This window comes from Pseudoalteromonas sp. NZS127 (assembly GCF_015864805.1).
GTDB lineage: Bacteria > Pseudomonadota > Gammaproteobacteria > Enterobacterales > Alteromonadaceae > Pseudoalteromonas > Pseudoalteromonas nigrifaciens.
This window is the reverse complement of the sequence record NZ_JADYWN010000020.1, coordinates 42,539-60,074: the sequence shown is the minus strand read 5'-3', so window position 1 is coordinate 60,074 and position 17,536 is coordinate 42,539. Positions and strand designations below refer to the sequence as shown.

Annotated in this window: 19 protein-coding genes; 14 read left to right on the top strand and 5 right to left on the bottom strand. The window is 40.6% G+C overall.

Features of this window, described 5'->3' with window-relative positions:
* The first annotated feature begins 103 nt into the window (after positions 1-103).
* The 7 genes from dusA (at position 104) to I6E78_RS15520 (ending at position 4,907) form a co-directional block, all read left to right on the top strand.
* Positions 104-1,036 carry a tRNA dihydrouridine(20/20a) synthase DusA gene (gene dusA / locus I6E78_RS15550; protein WP_231618019.1) on the top strand — a complete coding sequence of 311 codons (933 nt, stop codon included), beginning with the start codon at positions 104-106 and terminating at the stop codon, positions 1,034-1,036.
* A gap of 253 nt (positions 1,037-1,289) precedes the next feature.
* The gene (locus I6E78_RS15545) at positions 1,290-1,970 is read left to right on the top strand and encodes a PspA/IM30 family protein (RefSeq protein ID WP_197182851.1); all 681 of its coding nucleotides are present in this window, start codon (positions 1,290-1,292) and stop codon (positions 1,968-1,970) included.
* 10 nt (positions 1,971-1,980) lie between these two features.
* Positions 1,981-2,187 carry a PspC domain-containing protein gene (locus tag I6E78_RS15540; RefSeq protein ID WP_086996915.1) on the top strand — a complete coding sequence of 69 codons (207 nt, stop codon included), beginning with the start codon at positions 1,981-1,983 and terminating at the stop codon, positions 2,185-2,187.
* Between the two features lie 36 nt (positions 2,188-2,223).
* The gene (locus tag I6E78_RS15535) at positions 2,224-2,550 is read left to right on the top strand and encodes a hypothetical protein (RefSeq protein ID WP_197182850.1); all 327 of its coding nucleotides are present in this window, start codon (positions 2,224-2,226) and stop codon (positions 2,548-2,550) included.
* Positions 2,551-2,628: 78 nt separating this feature from the next.
* Entirely contained in the window at positions 2,629-3,138 is a 510-nt protein-coding gene (locus I6E78_RS15530; RefSeq protein ID WP_197182849.1) for a copper chaperone PCu(A)C, read from the top strand.
* Positions 3,139-3,146: 8 nt separating this feature from the next.
* Complete coding sequence (locus tag I6E78_RS15525) at positions 3,147-4,133, top strand: DUF2333 family protein (RefSeq protein WP_011327207.1); 987 nt, start codon at positions 3,147-3,149, stop codon at positions 4,131-4,133.
* A gap of 3 nt (positions 4,134-4,136) precedes the next feature.
* Positions 4,137-4,907 (top strand): TIGR04219 family outer membrane beta-barrel protein, encoded by a 771-nt coding sequence (locus tag I6E78_RS15520; protein ID WP_086996921.1) that lies wholly within the window; start codon positions 4,137-4,139, stop codon positions 4,905-4,907.
* Positions 4,908-4,943: 36 nt separating this feature from the next.
* Here the strand turns inward: I6E78_RS15520 and I6E78_RS15515 are convergent, their stop codons facing one another.
* Together I6E78_RS15515 and I6E78_RS15510 are read right to left on the bottom strand one after the other, a co-directional pair.
* Positions 4,944-5,831, bottom strand: a complete 888-nt coding sequence (locus I6E78_RS15515) for a TIGR03899 family protein (RefSeq protein WP_011327209.1) — start codon at positions 5,829-5,831, stop codon at positions 4,944-4,946.
* Positions 5,800-6,360 (bottom strand): SRPBCC family protein, encoded by a 561-nt coding sequence (locus I6E78_RS15510; RefSeq protein WP_011327210.1) that lies wholly within the window; start codon positions 6,358-6,360, stop codon positions 5,800-5,802. Before I6E78_RS15510 ends, I6E78_RS15515 begins: the two co-directional genes overlap by 32 nt.
* A 301-nt stretch (positions 6,361-6,661) precedes the next feature.
* On the opposite strand from I6E78_RS15510, the gene I6E78_RS15505 reads away from it, so the two are divergent.
* Complete coding sequence (locus tag I6E78_RS15505; RefSeq protein WP_011327211.1) at positions 6,662-8,839, top strand: YgiQ family radical SAM protein; 2,178 nt, start codon at positions 6,662-6,664, stop codon at positions 8,837-8,839.
* 139 nt (positions 8,840-8,978) lie between these two features.
* Here I6E78_RS15505 and I6E78_RS15500 read toward each other — a convergent pair whose 3' ends face one another.
* Together I6E78_RS15500 and srmB are read right to left on the bottom strand one after the other, a co-directional pair.
* Positions 8,979-9,299 carry a BON domain-containing protein gene (locus I6E78_RS15500; protein ID WP_011327212.1) on the bottom strand — a complete coding sequence of 107 codons (321 nt, stop codon included), beginning with the start codon at positions 9,297-9,299 and terminating at the stop codon, positions 8,979-8,981.
* Between the two features lie 254 nt (positions 9,300-9,553).
* Entirely contained in the window at positions 9,554-10,780 is a 1,227-nt protein-coding gene (gene srmB / locus I6E78_RS15495) for an ATP-dependent RNA helicase SrmB (RefSeq protein ID WP_058372586.1), read from the bottom strand.
* Positions 10,781-10,855: 75 nt separating this feature from the next.
* Between srmB and I6E78_RS15490 the strand changes: the two genes are divergently transcribed.
* Both I6E78_RS15490 and I6E78_RS15485 read left to right on the top strand, forming a co-directional pair.
* Positions 10,856-11,554, top strand: coding sequence for a tRNA1(Val) (adenine(37)-N6)-methyltransferase (locus I6E78_RS15490; RefSeq protein ID WP_197182848.1), 699 nt, complete (start codon positions 10,856-10,858; stop codon positions 11,552-11,554).
* 52 nt (positions 11,555-11,606) lie between these two features.
* Positions 11,607-12,053 carry a DUF2147 domain-containing protein gene (locus tag I6E78_RS15485; RefSeq protein WP_011327215.1) on the top strand — a complete coding sequence of 149 codons (447 nt, stop codon included), beginning with the start codon at positions 11,607-11,609 and terminating at the stop codon, positions 12,051-12,053.
* A 63-nt stretch (positions 12,054-12,116) separates the two neighbouring features.
* Here the strand turns inward: I6E78_RS15485 and fldB are convergent, their stop codons facing one another.
* Complete coding sequence (gene fldB, locus I6E78_RS15480; protein ID WP_011327216.1) at positions 12,117-12,638, bottom strand: flavodoxin FldB; 522 nt, start codon at positions 12,636-12,638, stop codon at positions 12,117-12,119.
* A 107-nt stretch (positions 12,639-12,745) separates the two neighbouring features.
* On the opposite strand from fldB, the gene xerD reads away from it, so the two are divergent.
* The 4 genes from xerD to prfB all read left to right on the top strand — a co-directional run bounded on the left by xerD (position 12,746) and on the right by prfB (position 17,513).
* Complete coding sequence (gene xerD, locus I6E78_RS15475) at positions 12,746-13,672, top strand: site-specific tyrosine recombinase XerD (protein ID WP_011327217.1); 927 nt, start codon at positions 12,746-12,748, stop codon at positions 13,670-13,672.
* Positions 13,673-13,734: 62 nt separating this feature from the next.
* Positions 13,735-14,463: a bifunctional protein-disulfide isomerase/oxidoreductase DsbC gene (gene dsbC / locus I6E78_RS15470; RefSeq protein ID WP_086999378.1), complete on the top strand. Its 729-nt coding sequence runs from the start codon at positions 13,735-13,737 to the stop codon at positions 14,461-14,463.
* Positions 14,464-14,547: 84 nt separating this feature from the next.
* Positions 14,548-16,269, top strand: a complete 1,722-nt coding sequence (recJ, locus tag I6E78_RS15465; RefSeq protein ID WP_197182847.1) for a single-stranded-DNA-specific exonuclease RecJ — start codon at positions 14,548-14,550, stop codon at positions 16,267-16,269.
* A gap of 145 nt (positions 16,270-16,414) precedes the next feature.
* Positions 16,415-17,513, top strand: a protein-coding gene (prfB, locus tag I6E78_RS15460) for a peptide chain release factor 2 (protein ID WP_011327220.1) whose coding sequence is annotated in 2 segments (ribosomal slippage) — positions 16,415-16,489 and positions 16,491-17,513 — 1,098 coding nt in all. Because the reading frame shifts where the segments join, the coding sequence is not laid out codon by codon here.
* Positions 17,514-17,536 lie beyond the last annotated feature (23 nt).

The window sequence follows — 17,536 nt, the reverse complement described above, 5'->3', positions numbered from 1 at the left end:
GGCAATTCAAGGTAATTCAGACTATATGAATAACACACTAAATAAGGGCTTAAGCCCAGTAGTAGCAGGTAATACAGGGTTTAGACGGTTTAGCGTGGCGCCTATGTTGGATTGGACTGATCGTCATTGTCGTACTTTTCATCGTAAAATGACTAAGCATACAGTGTTGTACACGGAAATGATCACCACGGGTGCTATTTTGTTTGGCCGAGGCGACTACCTACACTTTAATCAACACGAAGGGCCCGTTGCATTGCAGCTGGGTGGCTCTGATCCACAGGCTCTTGCACAATGTGCAAAGCTTGCGGGTGAGCGTGGTTATGACGAAATTAACTTAAACGTAGGTTGCCCGTCAGATCGCGTGCAGAATGGTCGTTTCGGTGCTTGTTTAATGGGTGAGCCGCAATTAGTTGCTGACTGTGTGGCGGCAATGAAAGCAGAAGTAAATATACCTGTTACGGTTAAAACGCGCATTGGTATTGATGAGCAAGACTCGTATGAGTTTTTGTGTGCACTTATAGAAGCTTCGCATAATGTTGGGTGTGATGATTTTATTATTCATGCTCGTAAAGCTTGGTTAAAGGGGTTAAGCCCTAAAGAAAACCGTGAGGTACCGCCGCTTGATTATCCACGTGTTTATAAGTTGAAAAAAGATTATCCACAACTCGATTTAAGTCTTAATGGTGGCGTTAAAACAATTGAACAAAGTTTAGAGCATTTACAGCATATTGATGGTGTGATGATTGGTAGAGAAGCGTATAGCAACCCGTTTATACTCAATGAAGTGGATGAAAAGATTTATGGTGATATCGCTAACACGCAATCTCGTCATGATGTCGTGCGCTCTATGTATAGTTATATTGAAGACGAAATGCGCTTAGGGGCTAACTTTTGGCATGTTGCTCGTCATATGCTGGGGATTTTTCAGGGGCAGCCTGGTGCCCGTGGATTTAGGCGTCATCTGTCTGAAAATGGCCATGGAAAACAAGCCGACTTATCGGTAATGGATAAAGCTTTGAGTTTTGTACCTGAATAATCAGCTAAGTGAATAATTTAATAAATGAATAAATACAGCCATCTTCGGATGGCTTTTTTGATCCTAAAAAATAGTCAAAAGTTTAGTTTATTGGCTAATTACACTTAATCATATTCAGTTAAAAGTAACTTTAATTTATAAATTATAAGTTTAAGTTTCTGAATTTAATGTGTTTTACTGTTTATGTTATTACTTGGCATAACTCTTGGAATCTAATTTGTGTAATCACTTAAAAAGTTAACAGGAGAATCTCATGGGAATATTTAATCGCGTAACCGATATTGTTCAAGCAAATATAGTGTCGATATTAGACAAGGCAGAAGATCCAGAAAAATTACTTAATTTAATGCTCAGCGAGATGCAAGATGCACTTACTGAGTGTCGCATTACGACAGCGGCTTTGTTGTGCGAAGAAAAAACACTTAAACGTCAAATTGAAAATAAAAATAACAATTTAGTATATTGGCAGGATAAAGCTGAGCTAGCAATAGAGAGAGGTCGAGATGATTTAGCAAAATCAGCTTTACTTGAAAAACAAGCCATTAGTAACACAGTTGTAGCAAAGCAGCTGCAACTAGAAACGCTGCAGCAATCAATAACTAAAATGACAGCGGATTGTCAGCGTTTGCAACAAAAAATAGCCGAGGCTAAAGCCAAGCAAACACAGTTAGTACAGCGGCACAATATAGTGGCTGCAAGGGGGCAAATAAATAGCCAATTACAAAGTGAAAAAGTTGCACATGCACTCTCTCGATTTGAGAAAGTAGAGCAGCGCGTAGAAGGTATTGAAGCACAGGTAGAAGCGTACGAGCTTACTGATTCAGAAAATACTATAGCTGCACAAATAGACGCTTTGGTGAAAAACGAACAAGTAGATGCAGAATTAGCTCGCTTAAAAGCTGATTTAAAAACTAACTTAAAACAGAGTGCTTAAGGAGATAATTATGAATAGTTTTAACAGCAAACGTGGTTGGTACAAAGATCCACTAGATAAAAAAATATCTGGTGTGTGCAGTGGTTTAGCGCAGCGATTAGATTTACCTGTGTGGTCAACACGACTTGTCACTATTTTATTATTTTTGAGTTTTCCGTTTGCAATTGCACTAGGTTATTTTATTGCGCATTGCTGCCTAGAAGAAAAAGCAATTTAAGCTAATTTACATTTAGATTGAATTAAGGAGAGCTAAATGAAAGCGTTAGCCGTATGTATAATTGTTTATTTACTATTTTTTACTGATGTTGTCTCTGCGGTGCACTTTGATACTTGGCAATTACCGCTTTGGATTGCAGATACAAGTTGGACTGGGCTTGAGCTAATAGGAGCTTTAGCGGCTATTATTATTTTTGTAGCTGCTGCAGTACTAATAACGATAGGATTAGTTGGCGCAGCAGCAGTTGCATTAGTCGGAACTGTATTGGCATTTTTATTTGGATCGCTGATGATTGCTTGGCCGTTACTATTTATTGCGGTACTTTGCTGGTTAGTAGCTGATAACAAAAAAGTAGCATCTTAACTCCAAATTAACTGACTATTGCAACTGAACTATGTTAAATTTGATACTTAGCATTATGTTTTAACAAGGATTAGAGTGGTGATTAAACAGTGTATTTCAATTGTTTTGGTGTCGGTTTTAAGTCTTTTTTCATCATCATCGATGGCACATTCAGGGCATGATCACGATGCGGATGTTGCTATTATTAAGGTTAGTAATGCACAAGTAAGGGAGTTTTTACCTGCCATAACTTCAAGTGTAGGTTATTTAAGTATTATAAATCATAGTGATACTGTGGCTACGTTGACTAAAGCAACTATTGATGGCTTAGGTCGCGTTGAAATTCATGAGCACTCGCACGTAGATGGCATGATGAAAATGCAAAAAGTTGAATCGTTAACAATTAACGCCCATCAACAAATCGATTTTAAGCCTGGTGGCTATCATTTAATGATTTTTGAACCACAAGAACCGTTAAAAGTAGGCCAACAACGCAAACTCACACTATATTTTAGTGATGGCAACCGTGTATTTACCAATGCTCAGGTGGTATCGCTTGCATCACAAGCAGAACAATCACAAGCATCAAAACAACATACACATCATTAGGAGGATCAATGTCACAACATAAAGGGAAAATAGTTGCTGCATTAGCTATATTACTAATTATTTTTTACGCAATAGCTGTTTATTGGAGTACGGAGCCTGCTCGTTTTAATGTGGTAGAAAAAGCAAAGCAGCAAGCGCAGCAACGTAATGAGCAATTTGTTATTGGTTATACAACAACATCAACATTAATAACGGTAGCAAGTACGTTACTCGAAAAGCCAGGCGGTTATTTATCAAATGATGTTTTGCCGCCAAGTATAATAATGGACGATATGCCTGCGTGGGAATATGGCGCACTCGAAATGGTGCGTGATTTAGCCCTTTCTATGCGTAAAGATTTTAGCCGTTCGCAATCGCAATCAACTGAACACGAAGCTCTAAAAAAAGCACAGCCGCAGTTTAATATTAGCTCTGAAGCGTGGGCGTGGCCAAGCGCTGAAGGTGAGTACCAAAAAGGCATTGATTACTTATTGGTATATCGTACTCAAATAGCGAATGACCATGAGCGTGACAGTCAATTCTATGCTCGCGCCGATAACTTGCGCAGTTGGCTAAAAGAAGCTGAAAAGCGTTTAGGTAGCTTGAGTCAGCGTTTAAGCGCTAGTGTAGGCCAAGATAAAGTAAACACTGATTTAGCGGGTAATACATCAAATACACAAGCCACTTTTTCTCCATTACAACAGCAAGCAAAAACGCCATGGTTAGACATTGATGATGTATTTTATGAGTCGCGCGGTGCTACTTGGGCTTTATTGCATTTCTTACAAGCGGTAGAATATGACTTTGCCGATGTACTTGAGAAAAAGAATGCACGCGTAAGTGTGCAGCAAATTATACGAGAGCTTGAGGCAACTCAAGAAACAGTATGGAGCCCAATGATATTAAATGGGAATGGTTTTGGTTATGTAGCAAACCATTCACTGGTTATGGCAAATTATATATCTAGAGCCAATGCGGCTCTTATTGAACTTAGCGAATTATTGACCCAAGGATAGAAAATGAAAAAGTATTGTTTAGCAGCAGCCCTTTCAATGGCATGTTTAGCGCCTGCAGCGCAAGCTGATACCTTATTAGGCTTGTATGTAGGTGTTGATGGCTGGAAAGCGGATAACGAAGGAAGCTTTTCTTATAAAGGAAATGCACCACAAGATTTTAATTTTGACGATGAAACCTTCGTAAGCTACTACGCTGCACTTGAGCATCCAGTGCCATTAGTACCTAATATTAAATTAAGATACACAGAGCTTGAGCTTACCGGCTCTACACGTCTGGATAAAACATTTTCTTTTAATGGTTCAGATTACGTTGTAGGTACTACGGTTAATTCAGTAAGTGACTTAACTCACATTGATTACACATTTTATTACGAAATCTTTGATAACGACTTAATCTCTATCGATTTGGGTGTTAACGCTAAGCAGTTTGATGGTGAGATTTTAGTTAAAGGTACTACGCAACAAGGTGGCGCGGATTATACTGAAACTGTTGAGTTTTCAGGCTTTGTACCATTGGTTTACGGCCGCGCTGAAGCAGGCTTACCTTTTACCGGTTTAAGCGTGTTTTTTGAGGGCAGCTTTGTAGCAATTGACGATAGCAAAGTTCAAGATTACCAAATGGGTATTGCATGGGAATTTATTGATAACCTAGCAATAGATGTTGCTGTTAAAGCAGGTTACCGCTCAATGACATTAGAGCTAGACGATGTTGATGATATTAACACTAATATTGATGCATCGGGTCCATTTGCGGGCATTCAAGTACACTTTTAATTACACTGCTAATTAATAGTATATAGCGTGGTTTTGCTACTTAGTAGTATGCCACGCTAGTTCAAATTCACTCTCAAGTGCACTATTAAGTAACTGCTTATACACTTTATTTACCGGGTAGTTAATGAGTTTAGATAGCTCATCACCTGTTTGCGTAAACTTATAATAACTCAATACTAAATCGCTATTTTTTGCTTTTAACGTTACTTTTTGTGATAAAAACGATAACGTAAGTTCTTGCCCAGTTTTTAGTACCGCAGACTCAATCTCTTTTCGATATAGTAAATTTAAATCCATTAAAGTTAATATATCAGGAAAGCTAATCCCTGTTTTTCCTAAATTTAAAGATACTTTATTGCCCTTACGTAACAAATCAAATAGTGATGGTTTTTTATAAAACCCCAGTAAAATAAAGTGGCTATCGTCTTTTTCATTATAACCAGAGAGGGATACACACTTTTGTAGAGAGTCAGCTTCGCGCTGGGTCATATGCTTAAGTGTTTGCAAACTTTTTATTGAAAAAGTACCCGGGTTAAGCGTTTCACCGGTGAGTATTTTTGCCCAAAGTGACTGCATAGATTGATTTGAGGTATCACCACATAGTGCTACAAAGTGTTCTACCCAATCGGCATCGGGTTGTTTACTACTGGCTACGTCAGGACAAAAATCCATTGCCATAGCTAAAATTGTTTCTATATTTTGCTGTTGTTTAATGAGCAGTAAGTCTTGTCTTTTTTGTGCTCTAGCTAAAACGGTATTGTCGCTATTAATGCGATATAGCGGTTTAACCTTGCCTTGGGGGCCATAACTTTGCTCATTATTATGGGATGCCTCATTATTGCCTACTTTAATAATAGGATAACCCAGTAACGACTCTATGGTATTAGCGAGATTAATTCTTGCTTGTGCGGTTTTGACTGCCATGACTTTCCATTATTGTTTGTGCATCACTTAGCTGCGCTACTGTTTTTAAATTATTGAGCCCCAGTGATACTGCGTTACTTAAAATGTGCTCACTAAGCACAGCCACATACCCAGAAACTAAAGGCAGCGTGGCTTGCCCCGTAATTTGAAAAGTAACCGTGACCGTTTTTGCATTTTGCGTAAATATTACATTAGCGGCAATAATGTGTTCTTGAGCAAATAAAATATTCAACACCATTTTGTTTGCACTTAACGCTGTGGTGGTCATTTCACCTGCGCCCCATTTACTTTGCCATGATTGATGAGCACCAACCCCTGTGCTTGGCTCACCTAAGGAAAATTCTACAGAGGGATCCAGCTTCTTCCAAGGCGACCATTTATGCCACTGCGAAAAGTCAGTGATTAAGGGTTTTACTATGTGCGTATTAGCATTAATGTTAATACTCTTTGTTACGTTATAGCTCTGTGGTAGTAATAGGCCAATAACGATAAAAAGTAAGAGTAAAACTAATAAAAGCTGCACTAACATTTTTAATATTTTAATAAAAAAACCTCAGATAAATTAGGTTACAAACTCATAACTTATTATTAATTTAGCATATTAACTCGGGTGTGCTTAACTTTCGAGGTTAATTTTATAGCAACTATTTTTTAATTGAGCTAGATATTTAGCCACAACCTATAAAAAGTAATAGTTAATTTAGGTGTATAAGTATTAAAAAATAACGAAACTTCACTTTAAAACCGCGCGGCACAGCAAAGTAGTGCTCTATCAAGGTAGGTTGGTATAGGGTATAATTTGCGCCTTTTGTTATTAAACGGTCAACTTTATGAGCACACTTAAAGCTAAGCGCGCCTTATTCTCATACCCAAAGTATTGGGCAGAGTGTTATGGCACAGCACCATTTTTACCTACTACACGCGAAGAAATGGATGCACTTGGCTGGGATAGCTGCGATATAATTATTATTAGTGGCGATGCTTATGTAGATCATCCTAGTTTTGGGATGGCAGTAATTGGCCGGGTACTTGAGGCGCAAGGTTTTAGAGTGGGTATTATTGCCCAGCCAGAATGGGACTCTAAAGAAGCGTTTATGGCGCTGGGTAAACCCAATTTATTTTTTGGTGTAACCGCTGGCAACATGGACTCGATGATTAACCGTTATACTGCTGAAAAACGCATGCGCCATGATGATGCCTACACGCCAGACAATATTGGTGGTAAACGCCCTGATCGTGCGGTAATCATTTACTCACAGCGCTGCCGCGAAGCGTATAAAGATGTACCACTTATTTTAGGTGGCATTGAAGCAAGTTTACGCCGTGTTGCTCATTACGATTATTGGCAAGAAAAAGTGCGTCGTAGTGTTTTGTTTGACGCTAAAGCCGATATTTTAATATATGGTAATGCGGAGCGCCCACTGGTTGAGGTTGCTCATCGTATTGCCGCGGGCGAAAGTACCGATACCATTCAAGATGTACGAGGGACTGCGGTTATTCGTAAAGAGCCGTTACCAGGCTGGCGTGGCAGTGACTCTACCGCTATTGATAAAATAGGTAAAATTGATCCAATTCCAAACCCGTATGGCGCAGATGATGTTGGCTGTAGCAAATCAGAATTTAAACAAGCAGGTATAGACTTAAAAGCCGAAGCCGCCAAGGTTATTACTATTCAGCCAGCGCGCCCTAAGCCATGGGAAAAAACCTACGTTAAATTACCTGCGTTTGAGCAAGTAAGTGTGAATAAGCCATTGTATGCACATGCTTCTCGTATTGTGCACCAAGAAACTAACCCAGGTTGTGCTCGTGCTATTTTTCAGCGCCACGGCGATCGTTCTATTTGGGTTAATCCCCCAGCATATCCACTAGAAACACATGAAATGGACGCCGTATTTGGTTTGCCGTATCAACGTATTCCTCATCCTAGCTATGGGGATGCAAAAATACCTGCCTACGACATGATTAAAACGTCAGTTAATATTATGCGAGGCTGTTTTGGTGGTTGCAGTTTCTGTTCGATTACCGAACATGAAGGGCGGATTATTCAAAGCCGTTCGCAAGAATCAATAATTGAAGAAATTGAGCAAATTAGAGATAAAGTACCCGGGTTTACCGGGGTTATTTCTGACTTAGGTGGCCCAACAGCCAACATGTATAAATTGGGTTGTACTAGCAAAAAAGCAGAAAGTACCTGTAGACGTTTATCGTGTGTATACCCTGAAATATGTAAGCATATGGATACCGATCATACGCCAACAATTGAGCTGTATAAAAAAGCCCGTGAAGTTAAAGGCATTAAAAAAATCTTAATCGCCTCGGGTGTACGCTACGATTTAGCCGTGCAAGATCCACGTTACGTTAAAGAATTAGTTACTCACCATGTAGGTGGATATTTAAAAATAGCGCCAGAGCATACCGAAGATGGACCATTATCAAAAATGATGAAGCCAGGTATGGGAGCTTACGATCAGTTTAAAGCGTTATTTGATAAGTACTCAAAAGAAGCGGGTAAAAAACAGTATTTAATCCCATACTTTATTTCGGCGCACCCAGGTACTAAAGACGAAGACATGGTAAACATGGCTTTGTGGCTTAAGTCGAACGACTTTAAACTTGATCAGGTACAAAATTTTTACCCATCTCCAATGGCAAATGCGACCACTATTTATCATACCGAGATGAACTCACTGCGTAATATTAAAAATAATACCGAAGTAGTACCTGTGCCGAAAGGTGCGCGCCAGCGTCGTTTACATAAAGCAATTTTACGCTATCACGATCCTGCGGGCTGGCCAATGATCCGCGAAGCACTGCGCAAAATGGGTAAAGCTAACCTAATAGGTAAAGCGCCAAATTGCTTAGTGCCAGAAGAAGGGCGCGACGAAAGAGCTGCAAAAGGAAGTAGTCGAGGTGGGCGCCCAGCATTAACGCGCCATACTGGTTTTAGCCAATTTCATAAGGCCAATACAAAACCAAAGGTAGCGAGTAATCGCCAAAGAGCTAAATAGAGCTCATAGTTTAAAAAGTAGTTACCCTGTTTGGCTTATTACTAAGCTTGGGCTTGATTACTGAATATATGAGTACTGAAAAAAATGCCGCTTATTTTGCAATAAGCGGCATTTTTTATGTAAGTTATTTAAGTAAAACTTAAATAATATCAATTTTGTTACGAATGATTTTTACGCCATCCATATTTTCTAAAAACTTTTGTGCCAACGCACGCTCAAAACCTGTTTGCGCTTTACCGTATAAATCTACTTCGCCATTTTTAACTTGTACGCGAATATCGCTTAGCGCTAAATTAGGGTTGGTACGCAAAGTGTGGGTAATCGATTGCTGTAAGTTAGGTTGGGTTGCCAGGCTGCTAACGACAACCATATTTGTTGTAGCACTCACTTTTGTAGCGCATGCTAATAAAAACAAACAACAAAATGATACTAAAGCGATAGTTAATTTTAAACGGCTCATAATCATATCCTTACATTGCAATTAATCGGGTAGCCAAATTAGGCAGAGTTACCATGATAGTTACAATTATCGTTCCATATTTAATATACTGAAAATAAAGGCTATTTTATTAAGTGGGAATTCAGGTGGGCAATTGTTACATAAAACTAAGTAGAGATTACATAGCCCTAAACCATGCAGTTATGGGGGAGCAGGCATTAAAAAGCCGACATTTTTGTCGGCTAATATAATACTACTTACAGTATGCGCTTAAGTTACTTTTTCTTTTTAACCTTAGCTTTTTTCTTCGCTTTCATTTTAACCGGATCTTTACGCTTTTTAGCCGGCGGCTTAGCTTCTTTATGCTTTGGCTCTAATCCTTTAATAACACGGCGTTTAAGTTTTTGCTCAATATAGCGCTCTATTTTATAAAGAATGCCAATATCGTGCGCTTCAACCAGTGAAAGAGCGATGCCTTTTTTACCAGCGCGGCCCGTACGGCCAATACGGTGTACGTATATATCGGCTGTGCGTGGTAGGTCAAAGTTTATTACATGGCTAATATCAGCCACGTCGATACCGCGCGCCGCTACATCGGTAGCAACTAATATACGGGTTTTGCCGCTATGGAAGTTTTCCATCGCTTTCATGCGTTTGTCTTGCGGCATTTCGCCGCGTAACCAGGCTGCTTTAACGTCGTTAGTTGTTAGTTCACCAATTAGCGTTTCAAGGCGCTCACGGGTTTTAACAAACACTATGGCTTTAGTTACGTCTGGGCCATTAAGGGTATTAACTAACAGCTCAAGTTTATGATGATAGTCGTCGGCTAAATGTACCCACTGGTGAATTTTAGCCTTTTCTTTGCGTGACGATTCGGCTTCAAGCAATGCTGGATCGTTTAGCGTTGTTTCAGCAAATCTTTCAACACTGTCGCCTTCAAGGGTTGCTGAGAATAAAAAGCACTGACGACGATTTTTAGCTTCGTCACAAATACGGCTCATTTCTTTTTTAAAGCCCATGTCTAGCATGCGGTCGGCTTCATCAATAATAAGCATTTCTACGTGTTCAGCATGAAAGTTTTCGGTTTCTAAATATTCCATTAAACGCCCTGGGGTGGCGATTAAAATGTCATTATTTTTTTCAAAAATCTCTTTATGCGTACCATAGTTAATACCGCCTGTTACTACCCCAATTTTAAGGTTAGTACGTTTAGCAAGTAGTTCGCATTGTTCATGAATTTGATAAGCTAGCTCACGAGTTGGCGTCATTACTAATACGCGCGCAAAACCAGGATCACGACGCGGAAAATCCAATAAATATTGAATAGCCGGAATTAAAAAGGCGGCTGTTTTACCTGTACCTGTAGGCGCAGATGCTAAAATGTCACGCCCCTGAAGTGCTTCAGGAATAGCTTGTTGTTGAATGCTGGTTGGCGTTTCGTAACCCATTTTATTAATGGCGTCGAGTAGCTTGTTATCAAGATCAAATTCAGAAAATTGCATAGAGTGTCAAAAATAAAGGACAATGGCACTAATTATACTCGGTTACGCCTGCTTGGTGAATGAAAAGGTGAAAAAATGTCTGGTTTTGCATTTAAACAATTTAAAGTTGCGCACGAACAGTGTGCAATGAAGGTATCAACCGATGGTATTTTGCTTGGAGCATGGGCTAATTTAAGTAATGCCAACAGCCTGCTCGATATAGGTACAGGCACGGGATTGCTGGCGCTTATGTGCAAACAGCGCAGCCCCCAGTTAACTATAACGGCGGTAGAAGTTGATAAAAATGCTTACCAACAAGCGTTGCAAAATATTGCCGCTAGCCCGTGGCCAAATATAGAGGTGCACCAGCAAAGCATTCAAACTTTTAACAGCGCGCAGCCGTTTGATGTAGTGATAGCCAACCCGCCGTATTTTAATCACAGTTTAAAAGGTAATAATGAGGCGCGTAATATTGCGCGCCATACAGATGGTTTAAGTTTTGTTGAGCTAATTAGTGCTTTTAAAAAGCTCAGTCATGCAGGCTCAACATTTAGCTTAATTTTACCCACTACAGAGGCTGCGGTGTTTATTGAACTTGCTACTCAAAACGGGCTTTTTTTAAATACTCATTGCCAAGTAAAGGCGACGCCAAATAAAGCGATTAGCCGAAGCCTAATGACCTTTAGCTATATAAACCAGAGCATTGTGGAATCAGCTTTGTGTATAAAAGATAATGAAAACAACTATAGCGAAGATTATATTACGCTATGCAAAGCATTTTATTTGAAGATGTAATGTGGTAAACAGTGCTGGTATGATGAGTTTATATGTATACAGGAAACTTATAATGAAAAAACGAACTAAATCAGTATTATTAAGCGCCTTAGCCGCTACATTTTTTACAACGCAGAGCGTACTTGCCAGTATGACGCCTGTTGGGCTTTGGAAAACCATTGATGAAGACACTAATGAAGCTAAGTCGTATGTCCGTATTGTTGAAAATAACGGGGTTTTAAGCGGCACCATTGAAACATTATTAAATAAAGATAAGCAAAATGCAGTGTGCTCGCAGTGCTCGGGCGATAAAAAAGATCAGCCCATATTAGGCATGACCATTATTGATAATGTGATTGATAGCGGTGATGGTAGTTGGGAAGACGGTCAAATACTCGACCCAAATAACGGTAAAAGCTATACAGTGCGCTTAACGACTCAAGATGCTGGTGAAAAATTAGAAGTGCGTGGTTATATTGGCTTTTTTTATCGTAACCAATATTGGCTAAGAGTAGAGTAGTTAGCCAATAAAATTAAAGCGCAGTGTGGCTGCGCTTTACAAGTACAACAATAATAAACAGTATTACAGGGTTTCGCTGTACTCGGTCATTACCTGTTCAACCCAAGTGGCAATACGCTCGTCGCTTAGCTCGTACTGGCTGTCTTCATCAAGGGCTAAACCAACAAAGTGTGTACCGTCTTCGGTGAGTGCTTTAGATGCTTCAAACTCGTAACTATTGTCGTTTGGCCAAAAACCTAACTGGGTAAATGTTTGCGGACTTATTTCGTCGTGTAGCATGCCAAGCGCATCTTGAAACCACTGGCCGTAACCTTGTTGATCACCCATGCCAAATAACGCGATGGTTTTACCATTTAAGTTTACGTCTGCTATGTCGTCCCACTTTGACTCCCAGTCTTCTTGTATTTCACCAAAATCCCAGGTTGAAATGCCAAAAATAATGAAATCGTATTGCTCTGCATTTTTTAGTGGTTCGTCTTTAATATTATGCAAGGTAACGATATCGGCACCAATAATGTCGCGAATTTTTTCTGCTGCCATTTCGGTGTAGCAGGTAGTAGAGCCAAAAAATAAACCAATTTGCATCGTATTTATCACTGTGTAATTGCCTGATATGATAAGCTCAAGTTTACCGTAAGGTGTTTTTAATTGATACCTTAGGCAATGGCTATAACAAAAATGAGAGCACAAAAGTGACAACGCTAGCTGACGACTTTTCAGAACCAAGCACGGCACCAAAAAGCAATAACGACTACCTAGAAACCTTTTTAGATTGTTTGTATTTAGAGCAAGGGGTGAGTGAAAATACACTATCGGCGTATCGCAGCGATTTAGATAAGTTTTGCCAGTTTTTAAAAGGCAAAAATTTAATGACTGTAACCGGCCTAGACGTTGAAAGCTATTTAGCCCATAGAGTTGATCTAGGCTTAAAGCCGCGTAGTACTGCGCGTAGTATTAGTGCGCTTAAGCGTTTTTATCAGTACTTTGTGCGCGAAAAGTTAATTAGCGACTCGCCAATGCTCAATATTGCGCAACCTAAAGCAGGACAGTCTTTGCCTAAAACGCTTTCGGAGGCTGAAGTAGAGGCGCTACTGAGCGCTCCCAATACCGATGAGCCAATGGGGCTGCGCGATAAAGCCATGCTTGAGTTACTATATGCAACAGGTTTGCGGGTTAGTGAGCTTGTAGGGCTGCGGATTGAACAAATTAATTTGCGCCAAGCTGTAGTGTTTGTAAAAGGTAAGGGGAATAAAGAGCGTTTAGTGCCACTGGGCGAAGAGGCCATGTATTGGCTTGAGCAGTTTTTAAAGGTGGGACGGGCGCAAATGATTAAACACGCCACCGACTTTGTGTTTCCCTCAAAGCGAGGGGTTGGCATGACCCGACAAACTTTTTGGCATAGAGTGAAGCACTATGCTATTTTGGCATCAATTGAGTCGTCATTGTCACCGCATACATTGCGCCATGCATTTGCAACCCACTTATTAAATCATGGGGCAGACTTACGTGTGGTTCAAATGATGTTAGGACACAGTGATTTATCAACCACCCAAATATATACGCATGTTGCAAATGAGCGATTAAAATCGGTACATGCGCAGCATCATCCACGTGCTTAATATGAAATTTATTATCACTAAGCCGGTCAATTGATATGTATTTATAAAAATAGAGAAGAATTATGAAAAAATTAATGTTAGCAGGTGCCATGTTATGCACTAGTTTAAGTGCCGTAGCGAATGATGTGGCTGTAGCCCCTAACGCTAATGATCCTATTGTTATTAAATTTGCCGCGCTTGGTGTTACCGTTAAGCAAATAAACCCAAGCCCAGTAGCGGGTTTAAAAGAACTGATCACTAATCAAGGTGTGCTTTATGCAAGCCCAGACGGACAGTTTTTAATGCAAGGGACACTTATAGACTTAAATAATCGTAGTAATTTAACCGAAAAAGCACTAAATGGCGTGCGCCAATCTGGGTTAAAAGAATACGAAGATTCGATGATAGTGTACAAAGCACCTAACGAAAAACATAGCATTACCGTATTTACCGACATTAGCTGTGGTTATTGTCGTAAATTACACCGTGAGCTAGATGATTTACTTGAAGCGGGTATTACCGTTAAGTATTTAGCGTTTCCGCGCGGTGGCCTACAAGGTTCAGGTTATAATGACTTAATGAACGTATGGTGTGCTAAAGATCAACAAGAAGCACTAACCGAAGCTAAAAGTGGCTCAAACACTACAGCAGTTAAAGGTTGTAGTGCGCCAGTTGCTGAGCATTATCAGCTAGGTCAAAGCTTTGGTGTTACCGGTACACCTGCTATTATTTTAGAAGATGGCACCATGATCCCAGGTTACCAGCCAGCTGCCGCATTAAGCGCTGCGCTTAACGCCAGTAAAGCCCCATAGTAATTAAATTTACGGTGCGCATAAAAAAGGCCGAAAGGCCTTTTTTTGTATATTTATGATGAACTAAATAAGTTAAAAATCTGCATGAAAAAAACGATCCAAACGCGCGAAAACGTCGATGATTCACATTTACCGAGTCATTTACACCCTGTAATTAAGCAAATTTATGCCACGCGAAATGTTTCCCATGCCGATGAGCTAAATAACAGCGCTGCCACATTACACGACTTTAAGTTATTTAAAGATATGGACAAAGCCTGCGACTTGTTAATTGAGGCGCTACATGCCCAAAGCCATATTTTAATTGTTGGCGATTTTGATGCTGATGGTGCAACCAGTACCGCTACATTAATGCAAGGCTTGGCCATGTTTGGCTTTGCTCATTTAGATTACTTAGTACCTGATCGGTTTAGCTTAGGTTATGGTTTAAGCCCGGCGTTAGCTGCGCAAATAGTACAGCTTAAACCCGATTTAGTAATTACAGTCGATAACGGTATTTCCTGTATTGCGGGTATTGATATTGTAAAAGCCGCCAATATTAAAGTACTGGTTACCGACCATCACCTACAGGGCGAAACACTCCCTAATGCTGATGCCATAGTAAACCCGAACAGGCACGACTGCAGCTTTCCGTCTAAATCGATTGCAGGTGTTGGTGTGGCTTTTTACTTACTTATTGCCCTTAGAAGCACACTGCGTGAGCAAAATCATTTTGCGCAGCAGCCTATGCCTAACTTAGCCGACCTGCTCGACATAGTTGCGCTTGGTACTGTAGCCGATGTAGTGGCGCTTGATGCCAATAACCGGACATTGGTGCACCAAGGACTAGCGCGTATTCGCAGTGGTAAAACTCGCCCAGGCATTACTGCCCTCATTGAGGTTGCTAATCGTAATGCCTCAAGATTGAGTGCCAGCGACTTTGGTTTTTCGCTTGCTCCGCGCTTAAATGCCGCAGGGCGTTTAGATGACATGAGTTTAGGCATAGCCTGCTTACTCAGTACCGATATAAACCAAGCTAGGCGCATTGCTAGTGAGCTAGATAGCTTAAACTTTGCACGCCGCGAAATAGAGCAAGGCATGCAGCATGAAGCGCAAGCTGTGCTTGATAAGTTAGCGTTTAATGATGACAATATTCCCGACGCTATTTGTTTATACCAAGAGGATTGGCACCAAGGTGTTATCGGTATTTTAGCCGGGCGTTTAAAAGAAAAATACCACCGCCCAACAGTTGTATTTGCGGGTGGCGAAAACGGTGAGATAAAAGGGTCATGTCGCTCAATTGAAGGGCTGCACATACGCGATTTACTCGAAGGGCTAAGTACGGCCGATCCGCACTTAATTAGTAAGTTTGGTGGCCATGCCATGGCGGCCGGTTTAAGTATTAATGAGCAGCAATTTAGCGAATTTAAACACGCCTTTGATACTGCCGTTAGCGCCCAGCTTAGTGAAGAAAGTAAACGCTGCATTGTATTTACCGATGGCGAGTTGCCAAATGAGTGTTTTACCATGGATTTTGCCCAGCAATTAAAACAAGCGGGCCCTTGGGGGCAGCAATTTCCTGAACCGGTATTTGAGCACACATTTGAGTTAATTCAGCAGCGTATAGTGGGCGAAAAGCATTTAAAACTAGTATTAAAACATCAATCAGGCCGCTTAGTTGATGCCATAGCTTTTGGCATTGATGTAAAAGAATGGCCAGATAACAACGCACAATTTGTTAAAGCAGCGTATCAGCTCGATATAAATGAGTTTAGAGGCAAGTTCACCCTGCAATTAATTATCCGAGAGCTAGAAAAAGCCAGCTAAAAAATATCTAGAATAGATCGCATAAAGTGCTAATAAAGCGCACGGTTTTTTGTTAAAATCGGGCGTTTTTATCATTTGACGATAATATATTGCGTTAATTCCTTTTTAAGGGGCGTAATAACCTAGCCATTTTGGAGTAATGACCATGTTTGAAGTGAATCCTGTGATTAACCAAATCAAGGAAATTCGCGAACGTACTGAGTTGCTTCGGGGGTACCTTTGACTATGCTCTTAAACAAGAACGCTTAGAAGAAGTTAACGCCGAACTTGAAGACTCAGCCGTATGGAATGAACCTGAACGCGCACAAGCTCTCGGCCGTGAAAAGTCGGCATTAGAAGCTGTTGTTGAAACTATCGATACTTTAGTGACGGGTACTGACGACGTTGAAGGCTTACTTGAGCTTGCTGTAGAAGCCGAAGATCAAGAAACCTTTGATGAAGCACAAAGCGAACTAGCAGACTTGAACGAGCAACTAGAAGCGTTAGAGTTTCGTCGTATGTTTAGCGGTCCTCATGACTCAAACGACGCTTACCTTGATTTACAATCTGGTTCTGGCGGTACTGAAGCACAAGACTGGTGTAATATTTTGCTGCGTATGTATTTACGCTGGGGCGAAGCTAAAGGCTTTAAAGTTGAATTAGTGGAAGCTACTGGCGGCGATGTTGCAGGAATTAAAGGCGCAACAGTTCGCTTTGTTGGCGAATACGCGTATGGTTGGTTACGTACCGAAACTGGCGTGCATCGTTTAGTGCGAAAAAGCCCGTTTGACTCAAGTGGTCGTCGTCATACTTCGTTTGCCTCTGCATTTGTTTACCCAGAAGTTGACGACAATATTGAAATTGATATGAACCCGTCTGACTTACGTATTGACGTTTACCGTGCCTCGGGCGCAGGTGGTCAGCACGTTAACACCACTGAATCAGCGGTTCGTATTACGCACGTACCAACAAATACCGTAGTGCAGTGCCAAAATGAGCGCTCACAACATAAAAATAAAGCCCAAGCAATGAAACAGTTAAAAGCAAAACTGTTTGAGCTAGAGTTACAACAACAAAATGCTGAAAAACAAACCCAAGAAGACTCAAAGTCGGACATTGGTTGGGGCAGTCAAATTCGTTCATACGTACTCGATGACGCTCGCATTAAAGATTTACGTACAGGCGTTGAAAGCCGTAATACCCAATCGGTACTTGACGGCAACTTAGACAAATTTATAGAAGCCAGCTTAAAATCTGGTTTATAACCACCAAGCTAATAAAGAGCTAA

Coding starts and splice junctions, on each gene's coding strand:
- dusA (WP_231618019.1), top strand. CDS start 104: ATGTTGGATTGGACTGATCGTCATTGTCGTACTTTTCATCGTAAAATG.
- I6E78_RS15545 (WP_197182851.1), top strand. CDS start 1,290: ATGGGAATATTTAATCGCGTAACCGATATTGTTCAAGCAAATATAGTG.
- I6E78_RS15540 (WP_086996915.1), top strand. CDS start 1,981: ATGAATAGTTTTAACAGCAAACGTGGTTGGTACAAAGATCCACTAGAT.
- I6E78_RS15535 (WP_197182850.1), top strand. CDS start 2,224: ATGAAAGCGTTAGCCGTATGTATAATTGTTTATTTACTATTTTTTACT.
- I6E78_RS15525 (WP_011327207.1), top strand. CDS start 3,147: ATGTCACAACATAAAGGGAAAATAGTTGCTGCATTAGCTATATTACTA.
- I6E78_RS15520 (WP_086996921.1), top strand. CDS start 4,137: ATGAAAAAGTATTGTTTAGCAGCAGCCCTTTCAATGGCATGTTTAGCG.
- I6E78_RS15515 (WP_011327209.1), bottom strand. CDS start 5,831: ATGGCAGTCAAAACCGCACAAGCAAGAATTAATCTCGCTAATACCATA.
- I6E78_RS15510 (WP_011327210.1), bottom strand. CDS start 6,360: ATGTTAGTGCAGCTTTTATTAGTTTTACTCTTACTTTTTATCGTTATT.
- I6E78_RS15505 (WP_011327211.1), top strand. CDS start 6,662: ATGAGCACACTTAAAGCTAAGCGCGCCTTATTCTCATACCCAAAGTAT.
- I6E78_RS15500 (WP_011327212.1), bottom strand. CDS start 9,299: ATGAGCCGTTTAAAATTAACTATCGCTTTAGTATCATTTTGTTGTTTG.
- srmB (WP_058372586.1), bottom strand. CDS start 10,780: ATGCAATTTTCTGAATTTGATCTTGATAACAAGCTACTCGACGCCATT.
- I6E78_RS15490 (WP_197182848.1), top strand. CDS start 10,856: ATGTCTGGTTTTGCATTTAAACAATTTAAAGTTGCGCACGAACAGTGT.
- I6E78_RS15485 (WP_011327215.1), top strand. CDS start 11,607: ATGAAAAAACGAACTAAATCAGTATTATTAAGCGCCTTAGCCGCTACA.
- fldB (WP_011327216.1), bottom strand. CDS start 12,638: ATGCAAATTGGTTTATTTTTTGGCTCTACTACCTGCTACACCGAAATG.
- dsbC (WP_086999378.1), top strand. CDS start 13,735: ATGAAAAAATTAATGTTAGCAGGTGCCATGTTATGCACTAGTTTAAGT.
- recJ (WP_197182847.1), top strand. CDS start 14,548: ATGAAAAAAACGATCCAAACGCGCGAAAACGTCGATGATTCACATTTA.